Annotated in this window: 18 protein-coding genes and 2 rRNA genes; 13 read left to right on the plus strand and 7 right to left on the minus strand. The window is 65.2% G+C overall.

Going from position 1 to position 16,996, the window contains the following annotated elements; all coding sequences use genetic code 11:
- Nucleotides 1–205: 205 nt before the first annotated feature.
- The 5 genes from VB739_RS02025 (at nt 206) to VB739_RS02045 (ending at nt 3,558) form a co-directional block, all read left to right on the plus strand.
- Entirely contained in the window at nt 206–514 is a 309-nt protein-coding gene (locus VB739_RS02025) for a hypothetical protein (protein ID WP_216909171.1), read from the plus strand.
- Nucleotides 515–603: 89 nt separating this feature from the next.
- A complete protein-coding gene (locus tag VB739_RS02030) occupies nt 604–861 on the plus strand; it encodes a hypothetical protein (protein WP_323355483.1) in 258 nt (85 codons plus the stop codon).
- Between the two features lie 241 nt (nt 862–1,102).
- Nucleotides 1,103–2,842, plus strand: coding sequence for an ABC-F family ATP-binding cassette domain-containing protein (locus VB739_RS02035; RefSeq protein ID WP_323355484.1), 1,740 nt, complete (start codon nt 1,103–1,105; stop codon nt 2,840–2,842).
- 110 nt (nt 2,843–2,952) lie between these two features.
- Complete coding sequence (locus VB739_RS02040; RefSeq protein ID WP_323355485.1) at nt 2,953–3,117, plus strand: hypothetical protein; 165 nt, start codon at nt 2,953–2,955, stop codon at nt 3,115–3,117.
- Nucleotides 3,118–3,288: 171 nt separating this feature from the next.
- Nucleotides 3,289–3,558: a hypothetical protein gene (locus VB739_RS02045; RefSeq protein WP_323355486.1), complete on the plus strand. Its 270-nt coding sequence runs from the start codon at nt 3,289–3,291 to the stop codon at nt 3,556–3,558.
- Between the two features lie 61 nt (nt 3,559–3,619).
- Here VB739_RS02045 and VB739_RS02050 read toward each other — a convergent pair whose 3' ends face one another.
- Nucleotides 3,620–4,780: a trypsin-like peptidase domain-containing protein gene (locus VB739_RS02050; RefSeq protein WP_323355487.1), complete on the minus strand. Its 1,161-nt coding sequence runs from the start codon at nt 4,778–4,780 to the stop codon at nt 3,620–3,622.
- 254 nt (nt 4,781–5,034) lie between these two features.
- Here VB739_RS02050 and VB739_RS02055 point away from each other — a divergent pair, with 254 nt between their 5' ends.
- The 3 genes from VB739_RS02055 to hrpB all read left to right on the plus strand — a co-directional run bounded on the left by VB739_RS02055 (nt 5,035) and on the right by hrpB (nt 8,298).
- Nucleotides 5,035–5,325, plus strand: a complete 291-nt coding sequence (locus tag VB739_RS02055; RefSeq protein ID WP_323355488.1) for a DUF2973 domain-containing protein — start codon at nt 5,035–5,037, stop codon at nt 5,323–5,325.
- Nucleotides 5,326–5,389: 64 nt separating this feature from the next.
- Nucleotides 5,390–5,773, plus strand: coding sequence for a hypothetical protein (locus tag VB739_RS02060; protein ID WP_216909205.1), 384 nt, complete (start codon nt 5,390–5,392; stop codon nt 5,771–5,773).
- A complete protein-coding gene (gene hrpB / locus VB739_RS02065; RefSeq protein WP_416233288.1) occupies nt 5,770–8,298 on the plus strand; it encodes an ATP-dependent helicase HrpB in 2,529 nt (842 codons plus the stop codon). Before VB739_RS02060 ends, hrpB begins: the two co-directional genes overlap by 4 nt.
- Nucleotides 8,299–8,356: 58 nt before the next feature.
- Here hrpB and VB739_RS02070 read toward each other — a convergent pair whose 3' ends face one another.
- Complete coding sequence (locus VB739_RS02070) at nt 8,357–9,220, minus strand: HAD family hydrolase (RefSeq protein ID WP_323355551.1); 864 nt, start codon at nt 9,218–9,220, stop codon at nt 8,357–8,359.
- A 123-nt stretch (nt 9,221–9,343) separates the two neighbouring features.
- On the opposite strand from VB739_RS02070, the gene VB739_RS02075 reads away from it, so the two are divergent.
- The 5 genes from VB739_RS02075 to VB739_RS02095 all read left to right on the plus strand — a co-directional run bounded on the left by VB739_RS02075 (nt 9,344) and on the right by VB739_RS02095 (nt 11,767).
- Nucleotides 9,344–9,490 (plus strand): chlorophyll a/b-binding protein, encoded by a 147-nt coding sequence (locus VB739_RS02075; RefSeq protein WP_015109196.1) that lies wholly within the window; start codon nt 9,344–9,346, stop codon nt 9,488–9,490.
- 131 nt (nt 9,491–9,621) lie between these two features.
- Nucleotides 9,622–9,816 carry a hypothetical protein gene (locus VB739_RS02080; RefSeq protein ID WP_323355489.1) on the plus strand — a complete coding sequence of 65 codons (195 nt, stop codon included), beginning with the start codon at nt 9,622–9,624 and terminating at the stop codon, nt 9,814–9,816.
- A gap of 4 nt (nt 9,817–9,820) precedes the next feature.
- Nucleotides 9,821–11,047 (plus strand): exodeoxyribonuclease VII large subunit, encoded by a 1,227-nt coding sequence (gene xseA, locus VB739_RS02085; RefSeq protein ID WP_323355490.1) that lies wholly within the window; start codon nt 9,821–9,823, stop codon nt 11,045–11,047.
- 34 nt (nt 11,048–11,081) lie between these two features.
- Nucleotides 11,082–11,363, plus strand: coding sequence for an exodeoxyribonuclease VII small subunit (gene xseB, locus VB739_RS02090; RefSeq protein ID WP_323355491.1), 282 nt, complete (start codon nt 11,082–11,084; stop codon nt 11,361–11,363).
- Nucleotides 11,360–11,767, plus strand: a complete 408-nt coding sequence (locus tag VB739_RS02095) for a DUF2834 domain-containing protein (RefSeq protein WP_323355492.1) — start codon at nt 11,360–11,362, stop codon at nt 11,765–11,767. Before xseB ends, VB739_RS02095 begins: the two co-directional genes overlap by 4 nt.
- Nucleotides 11,768–11,776: 9 nt before the next feature.
- Here the strand turns inward: VB739_RS02095 and VB739_RS02100 are convergent, their stop codons facing one another.
- The 5 genes from VB739_RS02100 to VB739_RS02120 form a co-directional block, all read right to left on the minus strand.
- Nucleotides 11,777–12,199 (minus strand): hypothetical protein, encoded by a 423-nt coding sequence (locus tag VB739_RS02100; RefSeq protein WP_323355493.1) that lies wholly within the window; start codon nt 12,197–12,199, stop codon nt 11,777–11,779.
- The gene (locus tag VB739_RS02105) at nt 12,199–12,435 is read right to left on the minus strand and encodes a glypican (protein ID WP_323355494.1); all 237 of its coding nucleotides are present in this window, start codon (nt 12,433–12,435) and stop codon (nt 12,199–12,201) included. The genes VB739_RS02100 and VB739_RS02105 overlap by 1 nt, the downstream gene beginning before the upstream one ends.
- A gap of 50 nt (nt 12,436–12,485) precedes the next feature.
- Nucleotides 12,486–13,391, minus strand: coding sequence for a YhjD/YihY/BrkB family envelope integrity protein (locus VB739_RS02110; RefSeq protein WP_323355495.1), 906 nt, complete (start codon nt 13,389–13,391; stop codon nt 12,486–12,488).
- A 201-nt stretch (nt 13,392–13,592) separates the two neighbouring features.
- Nucleotides 13,593–13,709 (minus strand): 5S ribosomal RNA (gene rrf / locus VB739_RS02115).
- Between the two features lie 178 nt (nt 13,710–13,887).
- Nucleotides 13,888–16,763 (minus strand): 23S ribosomal RNA (locus tag VB739_RS02120).
- Nucleotides 16,764–16,996 lie beyond the last annotated feature (233 nt).

The following is a 16,996-nucleotide window of genomic DNA, read 5'->3' on the forward strand; positions in this document are numbered from 1 at the left end:
GGTGGGTGCCGGCAAGCGGCCGCCGCTGGGTTACGGCGAGATAGGAAAAAGTGTACAGTGACTGTCATGGGTAGTATCCAAAAGTAGGGTTGTGGATCATCCCGGCCCCCTCCCGGAATCCCCTCCCCCAGGCCCAAGCCCACCTGCTCCACGCCCACCTTCCACGCCCCCCGTCCCCTCCGACGGCCCACCGGCCGCATCCGCCATGGCCCGATCCACCCAGTCCCGCCCCACCGGTTCCGAAACCCCTCTGCAGCCCAAGAGCCGCCAGAGCCGGCGGCGCAGCACGGCGGAACGCAGCGATGTGCTGGTGTCGGCCGTGATCAGCACCTACCTGCTCACCCATCTGCACCACGTGCTGCAGCGGGCCGAGTTCGGCGCCCAGCAGGAGGGACGCCAGTCCCTGGCCGCCAACTACGCCCAGCTGCGCAAGGTGCTCTGTCTCGATGCCCGCAGCATGGAAGACGCCTCCGCCAGCGGCGCCGAGGAGGACCCCAGTCCGCAGGCCGCCTGATCCGTCCCCTTCGCCCCTGAAGTTCCACCCCTAGGGGGCTGCGCCCATGGCCCCCTTGCCCATAAGGTCAGGGAAGACTTCCGGCCAGGATGACCACCAGCAACGCCACCGGCAACGCGACCAGCAACGCCGCCGAGCTCTACGGACGCATCAGCAACGACGGGGAGCTCACCCAGTCACTGTTTCGCCAGGCCCTGCAGGATCCGAGCGGAGCCCTCAGCAGAATCGTCGCCCTCGGCGAGCAGGCGGGCCTGCCGGTCAGCCCAGAGGAGGTCAAGGCCCACCTGGCCGGCCTCGATGACGGCGCCACCAAGCAGTGGCTGATCAAGGCCCGGGGCGGACTCTGAAGCCGGAAAACGGCGGCCCTCCTGCTGGGGCCGGCGCGGCTGTTGCCGACGCTGGGAGCCTCCACCCTGGGCCCAGCTGAAGAACAGCCAGTAGCTCGTCAGCGCCAGGCCCGCCGCCACCACCAGGGCGGCGATCTGCTCGAGGCGCTTGATCATTCTGACGACACGACCGAACCGGTCAGTCAGTCTGCAGGACGCCCCGACAGGGGATGATGCGCTCACTGCGACCGCTATCCGCTCCGTGCTGCGCCTCGAACGCATCGGCAAGATCTACCCCACCGGTGAGGTGCTCAAGGACATCACCTGGGAAGTCAAGGCGGGGGATCGGATCGGCCTGGTGGGGGTCAACGGGGCCGGTAAATCCACCCAGATGCGCATCATCGCCGGTCTGGAGGAACCGACCAGCGGCCAGGTGGTGCGCCAGGGGGATCCCCGCATCGCCTACCTGCAGCAGGAGTTCGATGTCGACCTCGCCCGCAGCGTCCGCCAGGAACTGTTCCAGGCCTTCGGTGAGGCCGCCGAGGTGCTCAACCGTCAGCGGCAGGTGGAGGAAGCCATGGCCAGCGAGGAGGCCGCCGCCGATCCAGCCCTGCTCGACCGGCTGATCGACGAACTCGGCCAGCTGCAGAGCCGATTCGAGGCCCTGCACGGCTACGAGCTCGATGCCCGCATCGACAAGTTGCTCCCCAGCATCGGCTTCACCCCCGAGACGGCCGAGAGGGTCGTGGGGGACTATTCCGGCGGCTGGCAGATGCGCATTGCCCTGGGCAAGATCCTTCTGCAGGAGCCGGATCTGCTGCTCCTCGACGAACCCACCAACCACCTGGACGTCGAAACGATCCAGTGGCTGGAGAGTTATCTGGTCGATCAGACGGTGCCCCTGGTGGTGATCAGCCACGACCGGGCCTTTCTCGATCGGGTCTGCAACCAGATCGTGGAGACGGAACGCGGCGTCTCGCGCACCTACCTGGGCAACTACAGCCAGCATCTCGAACAGAAAGCCCTGGAGCGGGAAGCCGGCCAGGCGGCGTTCGAGCGTCAGCAGAAGGAACTGAGCAGCCAACAGGCCTACATCGACCGCTTCCGGGCCAGTGCCACCCGCAGCACCCAGGCCAAGAGCCGCGAGAAGCTGCTCGACAAGGTGGAGCGGATCGAGGCGCCGCTGGAATCGGTGAGCGGGCCGCGGTTCGCCTTCCCCCCCGCCCCCCGCTCAGGCCGCCTGGTGGCGGCGATCGAGAACCTCACCCACGGCTACGACGACCAGATTCTGTTTCTGGGGGCGAATCTGGAGGTGGAGCGGGGCGATCGGATCGCCTTCGTCGGCCCGAACGGAGCCGGCAAATCCACCTTGCTGCGGCTGGTGATGGGCTACGAGATTCCCCTTGAGGGCCAGGCGGGCCTGGGGGAACACCACGTGGTGGCGGGCTACTTCGAGCAGAACCAGGCCGAGGCCCTGGATCTGGCCAAATCGGTGATCGACACCCTGTTCGAAGCCGTTCCCGACTGGACCCAGACCCAGGTGCGCTCCCTGCTGGGCAGCTTCGGCTTCAGTAACGACACGGTCTTCAAGCCGGTGGCGAAGCTGAGCGGCGGCGAGAAGGCCCGGCTGGCCCTGGCCCTGATGCTGCTCACCCCTTGCAACCTTCTGGTGCTCGACGAGCCCACCAACCACCTCGACATCCCCGCCAAACAGATGCTGGAGGACGCCCTGATGGCCTACGAGGGGGCGGCGCTGCTGGTCTCCCACGACCGCTTCTTCATCGGCCGGGTGGCCAACCGGATCGTGGAGGTGCGCGACGGCGAACTGGTGCTGTATCGCGGCGACTACGCCTACTACCAGGAGAAGAAGCGCGAGGAGGCCGAGGAGCACCAGCGCCTGGAGCAGGAGCAGAAGCTGGCCGCCAAACGCCAGGAGCAGCGTCAGAAGCAGCGGGCCAAGTCAGCCGCGAAGGCCGGGGGCAAGGACGGCAGTGGCGGCTGACAAGGCCGGCAAAATACAACTTCATCGTTCCCTAGGCAGGAAGACTCATTTCTCTGGTGCCGTGGGATCTGTGTGCATAGGCTGACAGGGTCACCCATCCAGGAGCAGCGATGACCATCCAGAACGTCGTCACCGACGGTTGGAATGCCGAACGGGAGGAAACGGTCGGCGCCAACGATGCGATGGAGGTGTACTTCGAGTGCATCACCACCTGCTCCCTGGAGGATGGGGAGTGCGTCACCCGCTGCGTGGAAGAACTGCGCGAGCGCCACTGATCGGAGCCGGGCCCCAGGCCAGGACCCGGGGGGTCTGGTCTGGGGCCCCCTCCTCTGGATGTTGAGCGGATTTCCTGACCGGGGCTTAGGCCCTGTAACAGCCGCTACGTGACATCTTGAAACAGTTTGTAGCTTTGGGCCGGTCAGAAACGCCCCATCGCGCCTCCCACCATGTCCGAACCCCTCGCCCTCAGCCTCGGTCAGAAATTCGAGCTTGAGCGCATGACCCGGGCCATCGACGCCACTGGGGATCCGCAGGTCCTGCGGGGTCTGGCCAAGCAATTGCTGCAGGCCTGGCAGAGCCAGAAGGCGGCCACTCAATGGGTCATGCGGCAGCAACTGGGTGCACCGGCCCGCTTCGGAGCCGAACTCGCTGTGGATGCCGGCCTGCTCGATGCCTTGCGTCCGGAGGGCGGCAAGGGAGGCATGGACATCCTCTGAGTTCTGCCCTGTCAGAGATTCCGTGGCCCGGCCCCGAGGTGGCGGGGTCGGGCCACCCCCCTCATCCCTGCCGCATCACCGCCATATCGCCTGGCACGAGGCGCAGATTCAGCGTCGCCCCTTGACGGTTCACCGTCAGGTTGAGCGTTCCTCCCACCCCGGCCCGTTCCACGGCCGTGATCACCTGGGAGGGATCCTTCACCACAGCCCCCTGGGCCGCAACAATCACGTCACCGGTCCTGAGGCCGCCCCGATCTGCTGGTCCGTTGGGTTGCACGGAAACCACCACCGCACCCCGACCGGAACCCTGGCCTCCGGCTGCCCTGACCTCATCAAGACCCACCCCGATCATCGGATGGGTGGCCCGGCCGGTGGCCACCAGTTGATTGACGATGCTGCGGGCCCGGTTGATCGGGATGGCGAAGCCCAGCCCCGCCCCCGGTCCTGAGCGCACCAGGGTATTGATTCCCACCACCTCGCCATCAGCGTTGAGCAGCGGTCCACCGGAGTTGCCCGGGTTGATGGCGGCATCGGTCTGGATCAGATCCAGCCGCTTGTCGGTGATGCCCAGCTTGCTGGCGTTGCGGTTCAGGCTGCTGATGATCCCCAGGGTGACGGTGTTGTCGAGGCCGAAGGGGTTCCCCACCGCGATCGCCCAGTCGCCCACCTGCAGGGCATCGGAGTTGCCCAGGGGCGCCACGGGCCACGGACCCGCGCCCACCAGCCGCACCACCGCCAGGTCGGTGAGCTTGTCGAGGCCCACGACCCGGCCCTCATAGCGCCGGCCATTCTCCAGGCCCACGGTCACCCGGTCGATCTGATCCACCACATGGGCATTGGTGAGCACCAACCCGTCGGACTGCAGGATCACCCCACTGCCCTGGCCCCGCTCGGTGCGCCGCGAGGGCGCCCCCTGCTGCGGGATGCCGAAGAACTGACGGAACAGGGGGTCGTTCATCAGTCCCCGGGGCAGGCCGCCACCGCCGCCGGCAGATTGCACCGTCCGTTCCGTGTCAATGGTGACCACGGCCGGGCCCGCTCGGCGGATCGCCGCCGCCACAAAGGATTGACGTCCAAGCACGGCTCCGGCCGGCTGGGCGAGGCCAGGGGGGGTGAGGGTCGGGCTGATCAGGGCTGTGGTCGCCGTGACCGTGGCCGTGGCCGCCGCTGTGACCGTGGCAAGACCGGCGGCGGCCGCCGCAAGAACGCGGGTGGAACGCATCGCAAACAGAATCAGGAGTAACAAAACCGTAGACACCTCCCCCGAAAGCAGGAAGGGGAGGCAAACCGGCCTGATCGGCTATGATTTGTAAACTTTCTTATCGGGACATGGACACAAGTCGCCTGCTTCTTGCCTTTCTCGCCTTCGGAGCCGCCTGCACCTCCCTCTGGGCCTGGATGCTGGCCACCTCCACTGCTCCTTCAGACGGGTGATGATGGGGGAGAGTCCGCGGCATGCGGGGTTCCCATCGCGCCATGACCTCCCTCCTCTCGCAGATCTTCCCGATCCTCTACGGGGCCTGCTTTGTTCTGCTGCTCTGGCAGGCGTTCAGGGTCATGGGGCAGGGTTTCCGCGCCGTACCCCGGCCAGGCGATCCGGGGGCGGCCGCGAACGATTCAGGTGGCCCCACGGGTGATCGCACCGGCCGGCTCACCATCCATCCTGAGCTCCTCGACGCCGACGGTCAGCTCACCCAGGAGGACCTGTTGACCGTTCGCTTCAGTGGCGACAACGAGCAGCCCGCCTTTCCAGCCGATCCGAACTGACCACGCCAGGCCGACCGCTGAATAGGCTCCCTGAGGTGAACGCGCTCAAAGGCGGAGATCGATGGTGGATCAGAGAACACGAATCGTGGCGGCCGTGCTCGGGGCACTGAAATTGCCACCTCGTTTTCGCCTCAAGATGGTGAAGGACGATCCGATCCGGCTCGAGCTCAGCATCACGCCGTCCTACGGGAAAGACCCGATTCTTGTGGGCATCGTCGAATCCCAGGACCTGGTAGCCCGGCGCGACCGGGAAGGCCGCATTCCCCGCGATCTCCAGGGCACCTGGGACTGGACGGTGCGTCACGGCAAGGTGACCACCGGCGGCTGGAATCCTTATCTGAAAGAGGCCCTGCAGACCATGTTCGAAACCGGCCTGCCAGCCATCGTTTACGAAGAAACCACCGGTGAGGCCTATCACCCGGTGGATGGCCTCCGCCACGTGCGCTGAACCCGCCCCTGCCGATTGACGACCGCCTCGCGGCCGTCACCGCTGCCCTCGGCCCCGGAGCCACCCTGCTGCTCCAGGCCGAACCCGGCGCCGGCAAGACCACCCGGGTCCCCCTGGCCCTGCTCGAAGCCTTCGGCACCGAAGGCCGCCTCCTGATGCTGGAGCCGCGGCGGCTGGCGGCCCGCTCCGCCGCCGAGCGCCTGGCGGCCAACCTCGGTGAACCCCTCGGCGGCCGGGTGGGGTACAGCGTGCGGTTGGAATCGCGCACCTCGGCGGCCACCCGTCTGGAGGTGGTCACGGCCGGTCTGTTCCTGCGCCGGCTCCAGGCCGATCCGGCCCTCGAAGGCGTGGCCTGCGTGATCTTCGACGAATTCCATGAGCGCCAGGCCGAGGTGGATCTGGCCCTGGCCCTGGTGCGTCAGGCCCGCAGCCTGCTCCGCCCGGAGCTGCGGCTGCTGGTGATGTCGGCCACCCTCGATCTGGAACCTTTGGCCGCCGAGCTGGATGGGGCCAGCGTGATCAGCTGCGAGGGCCGCAGCCATCCGGTCACGGTCGCCTACCAACCGCCGCGGCAGGAGGAGCGGCTGGAGCGCCAGGTGCTCCGTGCCCTCGAAAGCCACTGGCTGGAACAGCCCCAGCCCCGGGGCACCGTGCTGGTCTTCCTGCCGGGCCTCGGGGAGCTGGAGACGACGCGCCGGGCCATCGAAGCCACCGCCTGGGGGGCCGAGGTCGACGCCGTTCTGCTGCATGGCCAGCTGCCGCTGGCGGCCCAGGGCCGGGCCATCGCGGCGACCCACCAGGCAGCTGGCAAGGTGGTGCTGGCCACGGCGGTGGCGGAGAGCTCGCTCACGATCGCAGGGGTGACCCTGGTGATCGACAGCGGCCTGAGCCGCCTGAGTCGCTTCGATCCGGCCACGGGTATGGACGGCCTGGTCACCCAGCCCGCCAGCCAGGCCAGTGCCGAGCAGCGCCGCGGCCGGGCCGGCCGGCTCGGACCCGGCCACTGCCTGCGGCTCTGGTCCCCGGCGGAACAGCAGCGGCGCCCCCCCTTCGACCCCCCGGAACTGCTCGAGGTCGATCCTCTGCCGATCGCCCTGCAGCTGGCGGAATGGGGTGGGGCGGCGGACGACACGTTGCCCTGGATCACCGCGCCCCCCAGGCGTTCCCTCGCAGAGGCCCGCAGCCTGCTGCGTCAGCTGGGGGCCACCAATGACGACGGGCGCATCACCGACCATGGGCGGGCGATGGCCCGGCTGGGGGTCCATCCACGCCTGGCACACATGCTGTTGCGGGCCAGGGAACGGGGCTGGGAGTCCCTGGCCAGTGCCGTGGCCGTACTGCTGAGCGAACGGGATCCGCTCGATCGCCGCGAGGCGGGCAGCGATCTGATGCGGCGCCTCGACTGGCTGCGTCGCAGTGGCGCCCGGCGTCCCTGGCGAGACCTCCAGTCCCAGCTGCTGCGCCAGCTCACGGACCGACAGGCCCCACAGGAGTCGGCGCCCATCTCCTCCGGCTCCGAGGACGCTCGGGCCGCCCAGCTGCTGGGCTGGGCCTACCCGGAACGGCTGGCCCTGGGCCGGGGCCGGGGGGATGGGCGCTTTCTGATGCACAGCGGTCGCGGCGCCGTTCTGCCCCCGGGAGACCCCCTCGCCGGCGCCGAAGCCCTGGCGATCGCCAGTGTCGACGGCCAGGGCCAGGAGGCCCGGGTGCGGCTGGCGGTGGCCCTGTCCCGTCAGGGGCTGGAGGAGCTGCTGGCCGACGGGGTCGAGGAGTGCACCGAAGCCCGCTGGGATGGCAACGACCAGCGGGTGCGCTGCGAACGGCTGCGGCGCGCCGGGGCCCTTGTGCTGGAGCGTCGCCCCTGGCCCAAAGCCACTGGGGAGCTGGTGGAGCGGGCGCTGTTGGAGGGTCTGGAAAGTCTGGGGTTGGAGGTGCTGCCCTGGTGCCGCACCAGTCGCCAGCTGCAGCAGCGTCTGATGCTGGCCCACCACCACCTGGGGGCGCCCTGGCCCGACCGTTCACCGGAGCGGCTGCAGCAGGATCCGGCTTCGTGGCTGGGGCCCCACCTGGGCGGCCTGAACAGACTTCAGGATCTGCAGCGGCTGGATTTGCCCGAGATCCTCTGGGGCGATCTTGACTGGTCCCTGCGTCGGGAGCTGGAGCGGCTGTTGCCCCTGAGCCAGCCGGTCCCCTCCGGCCGCCGGGTTCCGTTGGATTACGGCAGCGGCACCCCGGTGCTGGCGGTGAAACTGCAGGAGATGTTCGGCTGCCTCGAAGGGCCGACGGTGCTGGACGGCCGGCTGGCGGTGAGGGTCGAGCTGCTCTCCCCGGCGGGACGCCCGGCGGCGGTCACCAGCGACCTGGCCGGCTTCTGGAGCCAGGGCTACGCCGAGGTGCGCCGGGAGCTGCGCGGCCGTTACCCCCGACACCCCTGGCCCGAGGATCCCCGCCAGGGCATCGCCAGCGCCCGTACCAAGGCCGCCCTGGCGCGGGAGGGGCGCGGCGACCAGCCCACCGAGCGTTGATCCAGCTGGTCTGCTCAGACGAGGTCTGCTCAGATGAGGCCTCCTCAGGCCAGGCCCTTCAGACCAGACCGGCCAACAGATGGCCGAAGCCGAAATGGCGCAGACCCTCGAGGATGCCCGCGCCGCCATGGCTGCGGGCGCGGTAGGTGCGACGCAGGCCCGGCAGGGCGCGCACCAGGCCGGGCTCGGCATTGCCCACCATCACGCTCTGAAGCCCCGTTTCGAACATGGCCAGATCGTTGAGGGAATCCCCCGCCGTGACCACCAGGGCGGGATCCAGCTCCAGCCACTCCAGCAACCCCAGCAGGGTGCTGCCCTTGTTGACACCGGCCGGCAGCACGTCGAGGTACTTGTCGCCTGAGACAAGGCAATCCACCCCATGGGCCTCGATCGCCGGCAATCGGCTGCGATCGAGCCGGCGGGGGTCGATGGCGTAGGCCAGGCGCCGATCGCTGCTGAGGGGCTCGGCGGAGAGACCCGGGAGCCCCGCCAGCAGGGGCAGCACCTGTGCCGCCCGTCCGCGCCAGAGGGCCTCGATCGGCTCCAGCGCCAGGGGCGAGGGGGTGAGCGAGGCACCGCAGGCCACCGTGCAACCCACATCACCGATCACCAGGTGGGGGGGATGGAGGCCCAGGACGGCCTCCTCAGCCAGCAGCCGGGCGACGGAACGCATGTCCCGTCCCGTGCTGAAGACCTGCAGGATCCGGTGGCGCTGGGAACCCAGCCAGCCGTAGAGGCGACGGCGGGTCGGGAGGCTCCCCTCCAGCAGGGTTCCATCGAGATCGGTGACCAGCACCAGCTCGGTCGCCCCGGGTAGCGGCGCCTTGAGGTGCTGCTGGAAGTGGGCCCGGGGCGCACGGCGCTGCTCCTCTGTCCCAGGCCCCCAGAGGGAACCCCGGCCAGGGCCGCAGACCGGAATCATCTTCAAGCCCACCCCTGGGCACGACTGTCAACCGTGCAACCCACCCCCGAGTTTGTAGTCCTGGGCACTGTCAAGAACCCTCCATGTTTCGTTACAGTGGGGTTTCTTCCGAGGGTTCCTTCCATGTCTGACGCTTCCCAACCCCGCTTCGGTTTTGTCAACTTCGCCGAAACCTGGAATGGCCGCCTGGCCATGATGGGCTTCGTGATCGGCCTGGCGACCGAAATTCTCACCGGCCAAGGTATTCTGGCTCAGGTTGGCCTCGGCTGAAGGCCGGCCAGCCAGGCAATCCGCCAACCCTTGAATCGCATCCGTGACGTTGGCCGCCGGTCCCACCGGCGGCTTTTTCATGACCCCGGTTGCGGTCCTAGGTTGGGTGGCTTCCAGGCTTGCGCCCTCCGATGGCACCGACCGCTGCCGTTTCCCGCTTCTATGTCGGCAACCGCCGCGACGGCTCCAGGCTGCTGAGCAGCGCCTTGGTGATCACCGGGGCCGGCTTGATCCGGCTCGACCATCCCATCGGACGGGCCATTGCCCTGGTGGCGGGCCTGCTGAGCCTCTACTGGTGGCTCTGTTATCGCAAGCTCCAGCACTGATTCCATGCTCACGGTCCCTGGCAGCACCGCGTCTCACCGCCAGCAGGACGGCATTCCCCGGTTCACGGTCGCCGAGCTCAACCAGGCCATCGGCACCCTGCTCGAGAGGGGGTTCGCACCCCGCTTCCTGCTCGAGGCCACCGTGGGCCGTCCCCAGCAGAAGAAGGGCCATCTCTGGCTGAGCCTGCTCGACGGACAGGCCAGCATCCAGGGGGTGATCTGGTCCTCCCAGTTGCAGAAGCTCAGCTTCCTTCCCCAGGAAGGTGATGGGGTGGTGGTGGTGGGCAAGCTCAACTTCTGGGCCGCCCGGGCCAGCCTCACCGTGCAGGTGCTGGATGTGCGTCCCAGCCTGACCACCGTTCTGCGTCAGTTCGAACAGGTGCGCAGCCGGCTGGAGCCGGAAGGACTGTTCGACCCTGAACGCAAGCGAGCGCTGCCGCCCTGGCCCCGCCGTATCGCCCTGCTCACCAGCGTGCCCAGCGCCGCCCTGGCCGACATGCTGCGCACGGCCCGCGAACGCTGGCCCGCCACGGACCTGCTGGTGGTGCCGATCCCGGTCCAGGGGAACGTGGAATCCCAGATCGCCACTGCCATTGAGAGCGTCTGCCGTCAGGCCGCCAGCCTCGGCATCGAAGCCTTGGTGCTGGCCCGCGGCGGTGGCAGCCGGGAGGATCTGGCCGTCTTCGACGGCGAGCAGCTGGCCCGCTGCCTGGCGGCGGCGCCGTTGCCCGTGATCTGCGGGATCGGCCACGAGGATGACGTCACGATCGCCGACCTGGTGGCCGACTACCGGGCCGCCACACCGACGGCCGCCCTCGTCGCCGTGCTGCCGGAACGCAGCCAGGTGCTCCGCTCCCTGGCCCAGGAACGTGACCACCTGCAGCGCACGCTCTCTCTGCGCATCGCTTCAGCCCGGCAACGGCTGAGCACACGGCAGGAGCAGCTGCAGAAGCTGCATCCGAGCCGTCTGCTGGAGCAACGGCAGCACTGGCTGGCCCAGCAACGGCAGCTGCTGCGGGCCCTGTCTCCGGCGCACCTGCTCGCCAGGGGCTTCAGCCTGCTGCGGGATCGCGACGGACGCCTGCTGCGTTCCGTTGTTCAGCTGCGGCCAGGCGATGCGGTCTTCGCCGAGCTGGCGGATGGCCGGGTGGCCCTGCGGGTGCAGACGAGCGAACCAGCCGCTGCCCCCCCTGACGCATCCCCCGGCAAGAGCCCCGCCCCAGCCCGCTGAATCTCTGTCCGCTTTTCCACCGCGCACCCAACCCATGGCCAAGCCCAGCACCAGATCCACCCCCCCTCCCCAGGACCCCTCCGAACCCGCGAGCGTGGCCCAGGAACTGAGCTTCCGCGACTCCCAGACGGCCCTCGAACTCTGTCTGGCCCAGCTGCAGGACGAAGAACTGGATGTGGAGTCCATGGCCGATCTGTATCGCAGGGCCCTGACCTACGCCGAACGCTGCGAGTCGGTGCTGCAGCAGGTGGAACAGCAGGTGATGCAATGGGATCCCACCCAGCCGGAACGGGCGCCGACGCCCTACGCCCCATGAGCCAAGCAGCACGCGTCACGCCGCAAGTCCCTGGCGGGCTGAACTGGGTCTCCTGGCTTTATCTGGCCCTGGCCGTGGCAGGAGCCATTCTGCCCTGGCTGGCCAATCTGGACTTCATCCGGTCGGCAGGAGCGACCTTTGATCTGGGTCTGTTCATTCGCCAGGCCAATGCCAACCCGGCGGCCCGTTCCCTGTCCAGCGATCTGGCGATCGGGGCCACGGCTGTCACCATCTGGATGGTGCGCGAAAGCCGCAGGCTGGGCATGCGGGGACTGGGCTGGGTGCTGCTCAGCTGCGTCACGATCGCCTTTGCCTTCGGCGCGCCCCTGTTCCTGCATCTGCGCGAACGCCGGCTGCTTGAGCTCTCCCGCCTTGACCAGGAGAGTCCCGTCAGCAACGGATGAGCCGATCCCTCAGGTGGTTTCGCTTTCCCTGATGGCACCATCGGCGGAGCCGGAGGCCTCCAGATCGACGGCATCCACATTGATCGTGACGTCGCGGGCGTCGATCTCCCCATCGGCAGGGGATCCCCAGAAGAACGTTCCGGACGTGGCGCTGGGCGCCGTTCCAGACGCATCAACAACCTCAAACGCGCTGCCGCAGGCGGGGCAAGCCTCGCTGCCTAGGCTGGTGAAGCCACAGTTCGGACAGGTACGCAGCCGGCGGCGGAGCACCTGCCAGCCGATCAGGCCCACCCCTGCCAGCAGCAGCGGCAGAAACAGCAGCGTGAGGGTGAGCCCCCCGATCACATCCAGCAGGATCCTGCCCGCCGAGGTGGGCACCAGCAGCAGGGCGGCCGCCACACCGATCCAGAGCCAGGGAATGCGGCGCTCCATCAACGCTGGAAGCGCGGGTCATTCTCGATCCACCGCTCCAAGGCCGCCAGACCTTCAAGGCCGGCCCAACCCAGCAGCAGGGCCGCCACCAGCCAGGCGGCCAGCAGGCCAAGACCCAGCAACAGGGGAACCATCGCCAGGGTGGTCAGGCCGATCACCACAACCGCACCCACGGCCATGCAGACAAGCGCCAGGCTGGCCGGCAATGGCGGTATCCGGAGGGAAAGCTTGGCCAAGGTTCGGTACGTCGAAGCGACTTCCATCCTGACGCGAAACAAGTCCGTCCTCAGCGCGGCAGAGGTGTCGATGGCCCCCCAGCGGCACCGCCGGAAAGCACCACACTGAAACACTGGCCGAAATACAGAACCACCCCCACCAACCAGACCCAGAGCGTCAGCAGCAACACGGCACCCACCACCCCGTAGGCCTGGAAGCGCCAGCCAAGGGCGATCAGGATCCTGCCCAGGAGCAGGTTGGACAGGGTGAGACTGATGCTGACCAGCAGAGCGCCAGGAATCAAGGGGCGGAAGGGAATGCGGCGCGATGGCAGCAACCAGAGAAAAACCAGGGTGGCCGCGAAGCTGATCAACAGGGAAAGGAGCAGATCCAGGCCAAAAGAAAGGGAACTGAGCAAGAGCAAAGGCTTGGGCAGATAGGCCTTCAGCTGGTCCTGGAACCCACTCGAACCGAACAGCCGCACGGTGCTGAAGAGTTGGTCTACGACGATCAGAACCCCAACGAACAGGATGAGCGACAGGGCTTTCAGGCGTAGGGTCAGGAATCGGGCCACGTGCTGCTGCCAGCGCAGGTTGTCGAGTCCAAAGGGCCGGTTCCACCAGAGCCGATCAGCGCCGCGCTGGAGCGTCAGATAGATGTTGCTGGCATTGAGGGCGAGAAGCACCAAGCCGAGGAGACCAGCGCCAAAACCCTGATTGGTGAAACGCCGCAGGGTGGCCTCCACGTCCGGAAGGGAGGAGGCTGGCAGCACCTGGGCCACGTAGACGAGCAGCCGGTCGACGCGCTCCATGTCGCGGCCGAGGAGCCTGGAGGCGACCGAGAGCGCGATCAACAGGGCCGGGAAAAAGGACTGGAGGGTGTGGTAGGCAAAGGCCGCACTGAGATCGACACAATCCGCGCGCAGCCACAGGGCATAGGCCTTCCAGATAGGGCGGAAGCGGCGACGCCAGCTCACGGCAGGATCAACGTCAAGAGTGTCGAGCAGATACGCCAATGCATTCTGCCCCGGTCCGCTGCTCCCGAAAAAGCACCAGCAGCCGGCCGCAAAACAACCGACCAACAGAAAAGCCACCCTCCTCGGGTGGCTTTTCCTTCAACTCCATGTGGAGCTGGTGGCTCACATCGCGATGGGTCGCGACGATGGAGCGGAAGTTTTACCTGGCATCGAGCTATTTTTGCAGGGGGCTACCCCCCAACTATCGTCGCCGCTGCTGCGTTTCACAACCGAGTTCGAGATGGATCGGTGTGGTTCCACAGCGCCATGGACACCAGGATAGGTTTCCCTTACCCGCAACAACTGTTGAGAACAAGGGTTGAACCCTGAGAACTGCATAGGTTAGAGCAACAGCTGACGCCATCACTCCTCTGGATAAAGAAGTCATTCCGCCACTCCCTACCAACAAGCTCCTTTCGAAACTTGCTTTCGGCAATGGCCGGCTTAGAACCAGATGTTGGTCAAGCCCTCGGTCTATTAGTACTCCTCCGCTTCACCGGTTACCCGGCTTCCACGTAGAGCCTATCAACGGGTGTTCTTCCCGTGACCTTACTGGCTAACGCCATGGGAATACTCATCTTGAGGTGGGCTTCCCACTTAGATGCTTTCAGCGGTTATCCTCTCCGCACATGGCTACCCAGCGTTTACCGTTGGCACGATAACTGGCACACCAGAGGTGCGTTCCTCCCGGTCCTCTCGTACTAGGGAGAAATCCTCTCAATATTCCTGCGCATGCACCGGATATGGACCGAACTGTCTCACGACGTTCTGAACCCAGCTCGCGTACCGCTTTAATGGGCGAACAGCCCAACCCTTGGGACCGACTTCAGCCCCAGGTTGCGATGAGCCGACATCGAGGTGCCAAACCTCCCCGTCGATGTGAACTCTTGGGGGAGATCAGCCTGTTATCCCTAGAGTAACTTTTATCCGTTGAGCGACGGCCCTTCCACTCAGAACCGTCGGATCACTAAAGCCGACTTTCGTCCCTGTTCGACTTGTAGGTCTCACAGTCAAGCTTGCTTCTGCTTTTACACTCGTCGGCTGATTTCCAACCAGCCTGAGCAAACCTTTGCGCGCCTCCGTTACCTTTTAGGAGGCGACCGCCCCAGTCAAACTGCCCACCTGATACTGTCCGGTCCCCGGATGACGGGTGACCGTTAGAACCCTAGCTCTGAAAGAGTGGTATCTCACCGTTGGCTCACCATCACCCACAAGCAATGGATCAAAGCCTCCCACCTATCCTGCGCATTCAGAGCCCGGGCACAATACCAAGCTACAGTAAAGCTTCATAGGGTCTTTCTGTCCGGGTGCACGTAGTCCGCATCTTCACAGACAATTCTATTTCGCCGAGCCTCTCTCCGAGACAGCGCCCAGATCGTTACGCCTTTCGTGCGGGTCGGAACTTACCCGACAAGGAATTTCGCTACCTTAGGACCGTTATAGTTACGGCCGCCGTTCACCGGGGCTTCAGTCGCTAGCTTCGCTTACGCTGACCAGCTTCCTTAACCTTCCGGCACTGGGCAGGCGTCAGCCCCCATACATCGTCTTGCGACTTAGCGGAGACCTGTGTTTTTGGTAAACAGTCGCCTGGGCCTCTTCACTGCGACCACCTTGCGGTGGCACCCCTTCTCCCGAAGTTACGGGGCCATTTTGCCGAGTTCCTTAGAGAGAGTTACCTCGCGCCCCTCGGTATTCTCTACCACCCCACCTGTGTCGGTTTCGGGTACAGGCCGTCATGCCTTAACGGGTATAGGGCTTTTCTTGGAAGCTTGACGTCACCCACTTCGCTGCCGTAGCAGCTCGTACTCACGCCTCAGCTCAAAGTGTTTTCGCCACTTCTCAACGCCTCGAACGCTTGAACCAGTAACCAACTTCTGGCTGGGCTAGCCTTCTCCGTCCCCCTTCCCAAAACATGACAGGTACAGGAATGTTGACCTGTTGTCCATCGACTACGCCTTTCGGCCTCGCCTTAGGTCCTGACTAACCCTCCGCGGACGAGCCTGCCGGAGGAACCCTTAGGGTTTCGGGGCATGGGATTCTCACCCATGTTTTCGCTACTCAAGCCGACATTCTCACTTCCATGCAGTCCACGCCCGCTTACGCTAACGCTTCGCCCCACATGGAACGCTCCCCTACCATTTAACAAGTTAAATCCGCAGCTTCGGTAGACTACTTAGCCCCGTTCATTTTCGGCGCAGGATCGCTCGACCAGTGAGCTATTACGCACTCCTTTGAGGATGGCTGCTTCTAGGCAAACCTCCTGGTTGTCTGGGCAATCCCACCTCCTTTATCACTGAGTAGTCATTTGGGGACCTTAGCTGGCGGTCTGGGCTGTTTCCCTTTCGACCATGGAGCTTATCCCCCACAGTCTGACTGCCTGGTTTCACACAGGGTATTCAGAGTTTGTCACGATTTGGTACCGCTCTCGCAGCCCGCACCGAAACAGTCGCTTTACCCCCCTGCTATAGCACCAGACGCTACGCCTCAACGTATTTCGGGGAGAACCAGCTAGCTCCGGGTTCGATTGGCATTTCACCCCTAACCACAGCTCATCCGCTGATTTTTCAACATCAGTCGGTTCGGACCTCCACTTGGTATCACCCAAGCTTCATCCTGGCCATGGTTAGATCACCCGGGTTCGGGTCTATAAACACTGACCAACGCCCTATTCAGACTCGCTTTCGCTATGGCTCCACCATTTCCGGTTTAACCTGCCAGTGCCTATAAGTCGCCGGCTCATTCTTCAACAGGCACACGGTCATCCTATGAGTAGGACTCCCATTGCTTGTAAGCTCACGGTTTCATGTTCTGTTTCACTCCCCTCCCGGGGTTCTTTTCACCTTTCCCTCGCGGTACTGTTTCGCTATCGGTCACACAGGAGTACTTAGCCTTACGAGGTGGTCCTCGCGGATTCACACGGAATTTCACGTGCTCCGTGCTACTCGGGATACAGCTAGGCCAGTTTCGTTTTCGCGTACGGGGCTTTCACCCTCTATGGCGCGCCTTTCAAACGCTTCCACTAACGTCCCTGGTCCACGTTGCTGTCCCACAACCCCGATGGTCGAAACCATCGGTTTAGGCTCTTCCCCGTTCGCTCGCCGCTACTTAGGGAGTCGTTTTTACTTTCCTTTCCTCCAGCTACTAAGATGTTTCAGTTCGCTGGGTTGGCTCGCGCCACCCTATGGATTCAGGTGGCCGTTCTAGGGGTTGCCCCATTCGGAGATTCCCGGATCAAAGCGTGTTTCCAGCTCCCCGAGACTTTTCGCAGGTAACCACGTCCTTCATCGCCTCTGTGTGCCAAGGTATCCACCGTGAGCCCTTTGTAGCTTGACCAATTAACACTCCCAACGTTCAGGGTTGTTGAGACCCATTCTTCTGCTTTCACTTCTCTACTCCTTTGATCTTTCGGTTTCCCGATCTCTCTCAGGCTTCGATGGTTTGAAAGGCAGAATCAAACTCTTCTCTCCTCGGCGGAAAGAAAAGACGCTGGAAGCTCTCGGCTCTAAACTCAAGAATCTCCCAGCCAGACTTTCACTTCACTTGGCAGTACCAAGTAAAGTTCGCGT

Source organism: Cyanobium gracile UHCC 0281 (assembly GCF_034931305.1).
GTDB classification, from domain to species: domain Bacteria; phylum Cyanobacteriota; class Cyanobacteriia; order PCC-6307; family Cyanobiaceae; genus Cyanobium; species Cyanobium gracile_A.

Coding starts and splice junctions, on each gene's coding strand:
- VB739_RS02070 (WP_323355551.1), bottom strand. CDS start 9,220: ATGATTCCGGTCTGCGGCCCTGGCCGGGGTTCCCTCTGGGGGCCTGGG.
- VB739_RS02055 (WP_323355488.1), top strand. CDS start 5,035: ATGACCTCCCTCCTCTCGCAGATCTTCCCGATCCTCTACGGGGCCTGC.
- VB739_RS02040 (WP_323355485.1), top strand. CDS start 2,953: ATGACCATCCAGAACGTCGTCACCGACGGTTGGAATGCCGAACGGGAG.
- xseA (WP_323355490.1), top strand. CDS start 9,821: ATGCTCACGGTCCCTGGCAGCACCGCGTCTCACCGCCAGCAGGACGGC.
- VB739_RS02045 (WP_323355486.1), top strand. CDS start 3,289: ATGTCCGAACCCCTCGCCCTCAGCCTCGGTCAGAAATTCGAGCTTGAG.
- VB739_RS02080 (WP_323355489.1), top strand. CDS start 9,622: ATGGCACCGACCGCTGCCGTTTCCCGCTTCTATGTCGGCAACCGCCGC.
- xseB (WP_323355491.1), top strand. CDS start 11,082: ATGGCCAAGCCCAGCACCAGATCCACCCCCCCTCCCCAGGACCCCTCC.
- VB739_RS02030 (WP_323355483.1), top strand. CDS start 604: ATGACCACCAGCAACGCCACCGGCAACGCGACCAGCAACGCCGCCGAG.
- VB739_RS02075 (WP_015109196.1), top strand. CDS start 9,344: ATGTCTGACGCTTCCCAACCCCGCTTCGGTTTTGTCAACTTCGCCGAA.
- VB739_RS02050 (WP_323355487.1), bottom strand. CDS start 4,780: ATGCGTTCCACCCGCGTTCTTGCGGCGGCCGCCGCCGGTCTTGCCACG.
- VB739_RS02100 (WP_323355493.1), bottom strand. CDS start 12,199: ATGGAGCGCCGCATTCCCTGGCTCTGGATCGGTGTGGCGGCCGCCCTG.
- VB739_RS02025 (WP_216909171.1), top strand. CDS start 206: ATGGCCCGATCCACCCAGTCCCGCCCCACCGGTTCCGAAACCCCTCTG.
- VB739_RS02095 (WP_323355492.1), top strand. CDS start 11,360: ATGAGCCAAGCAGCACGCGTCACGCCGCAAGTCCCTGGCGGGCTGAAC.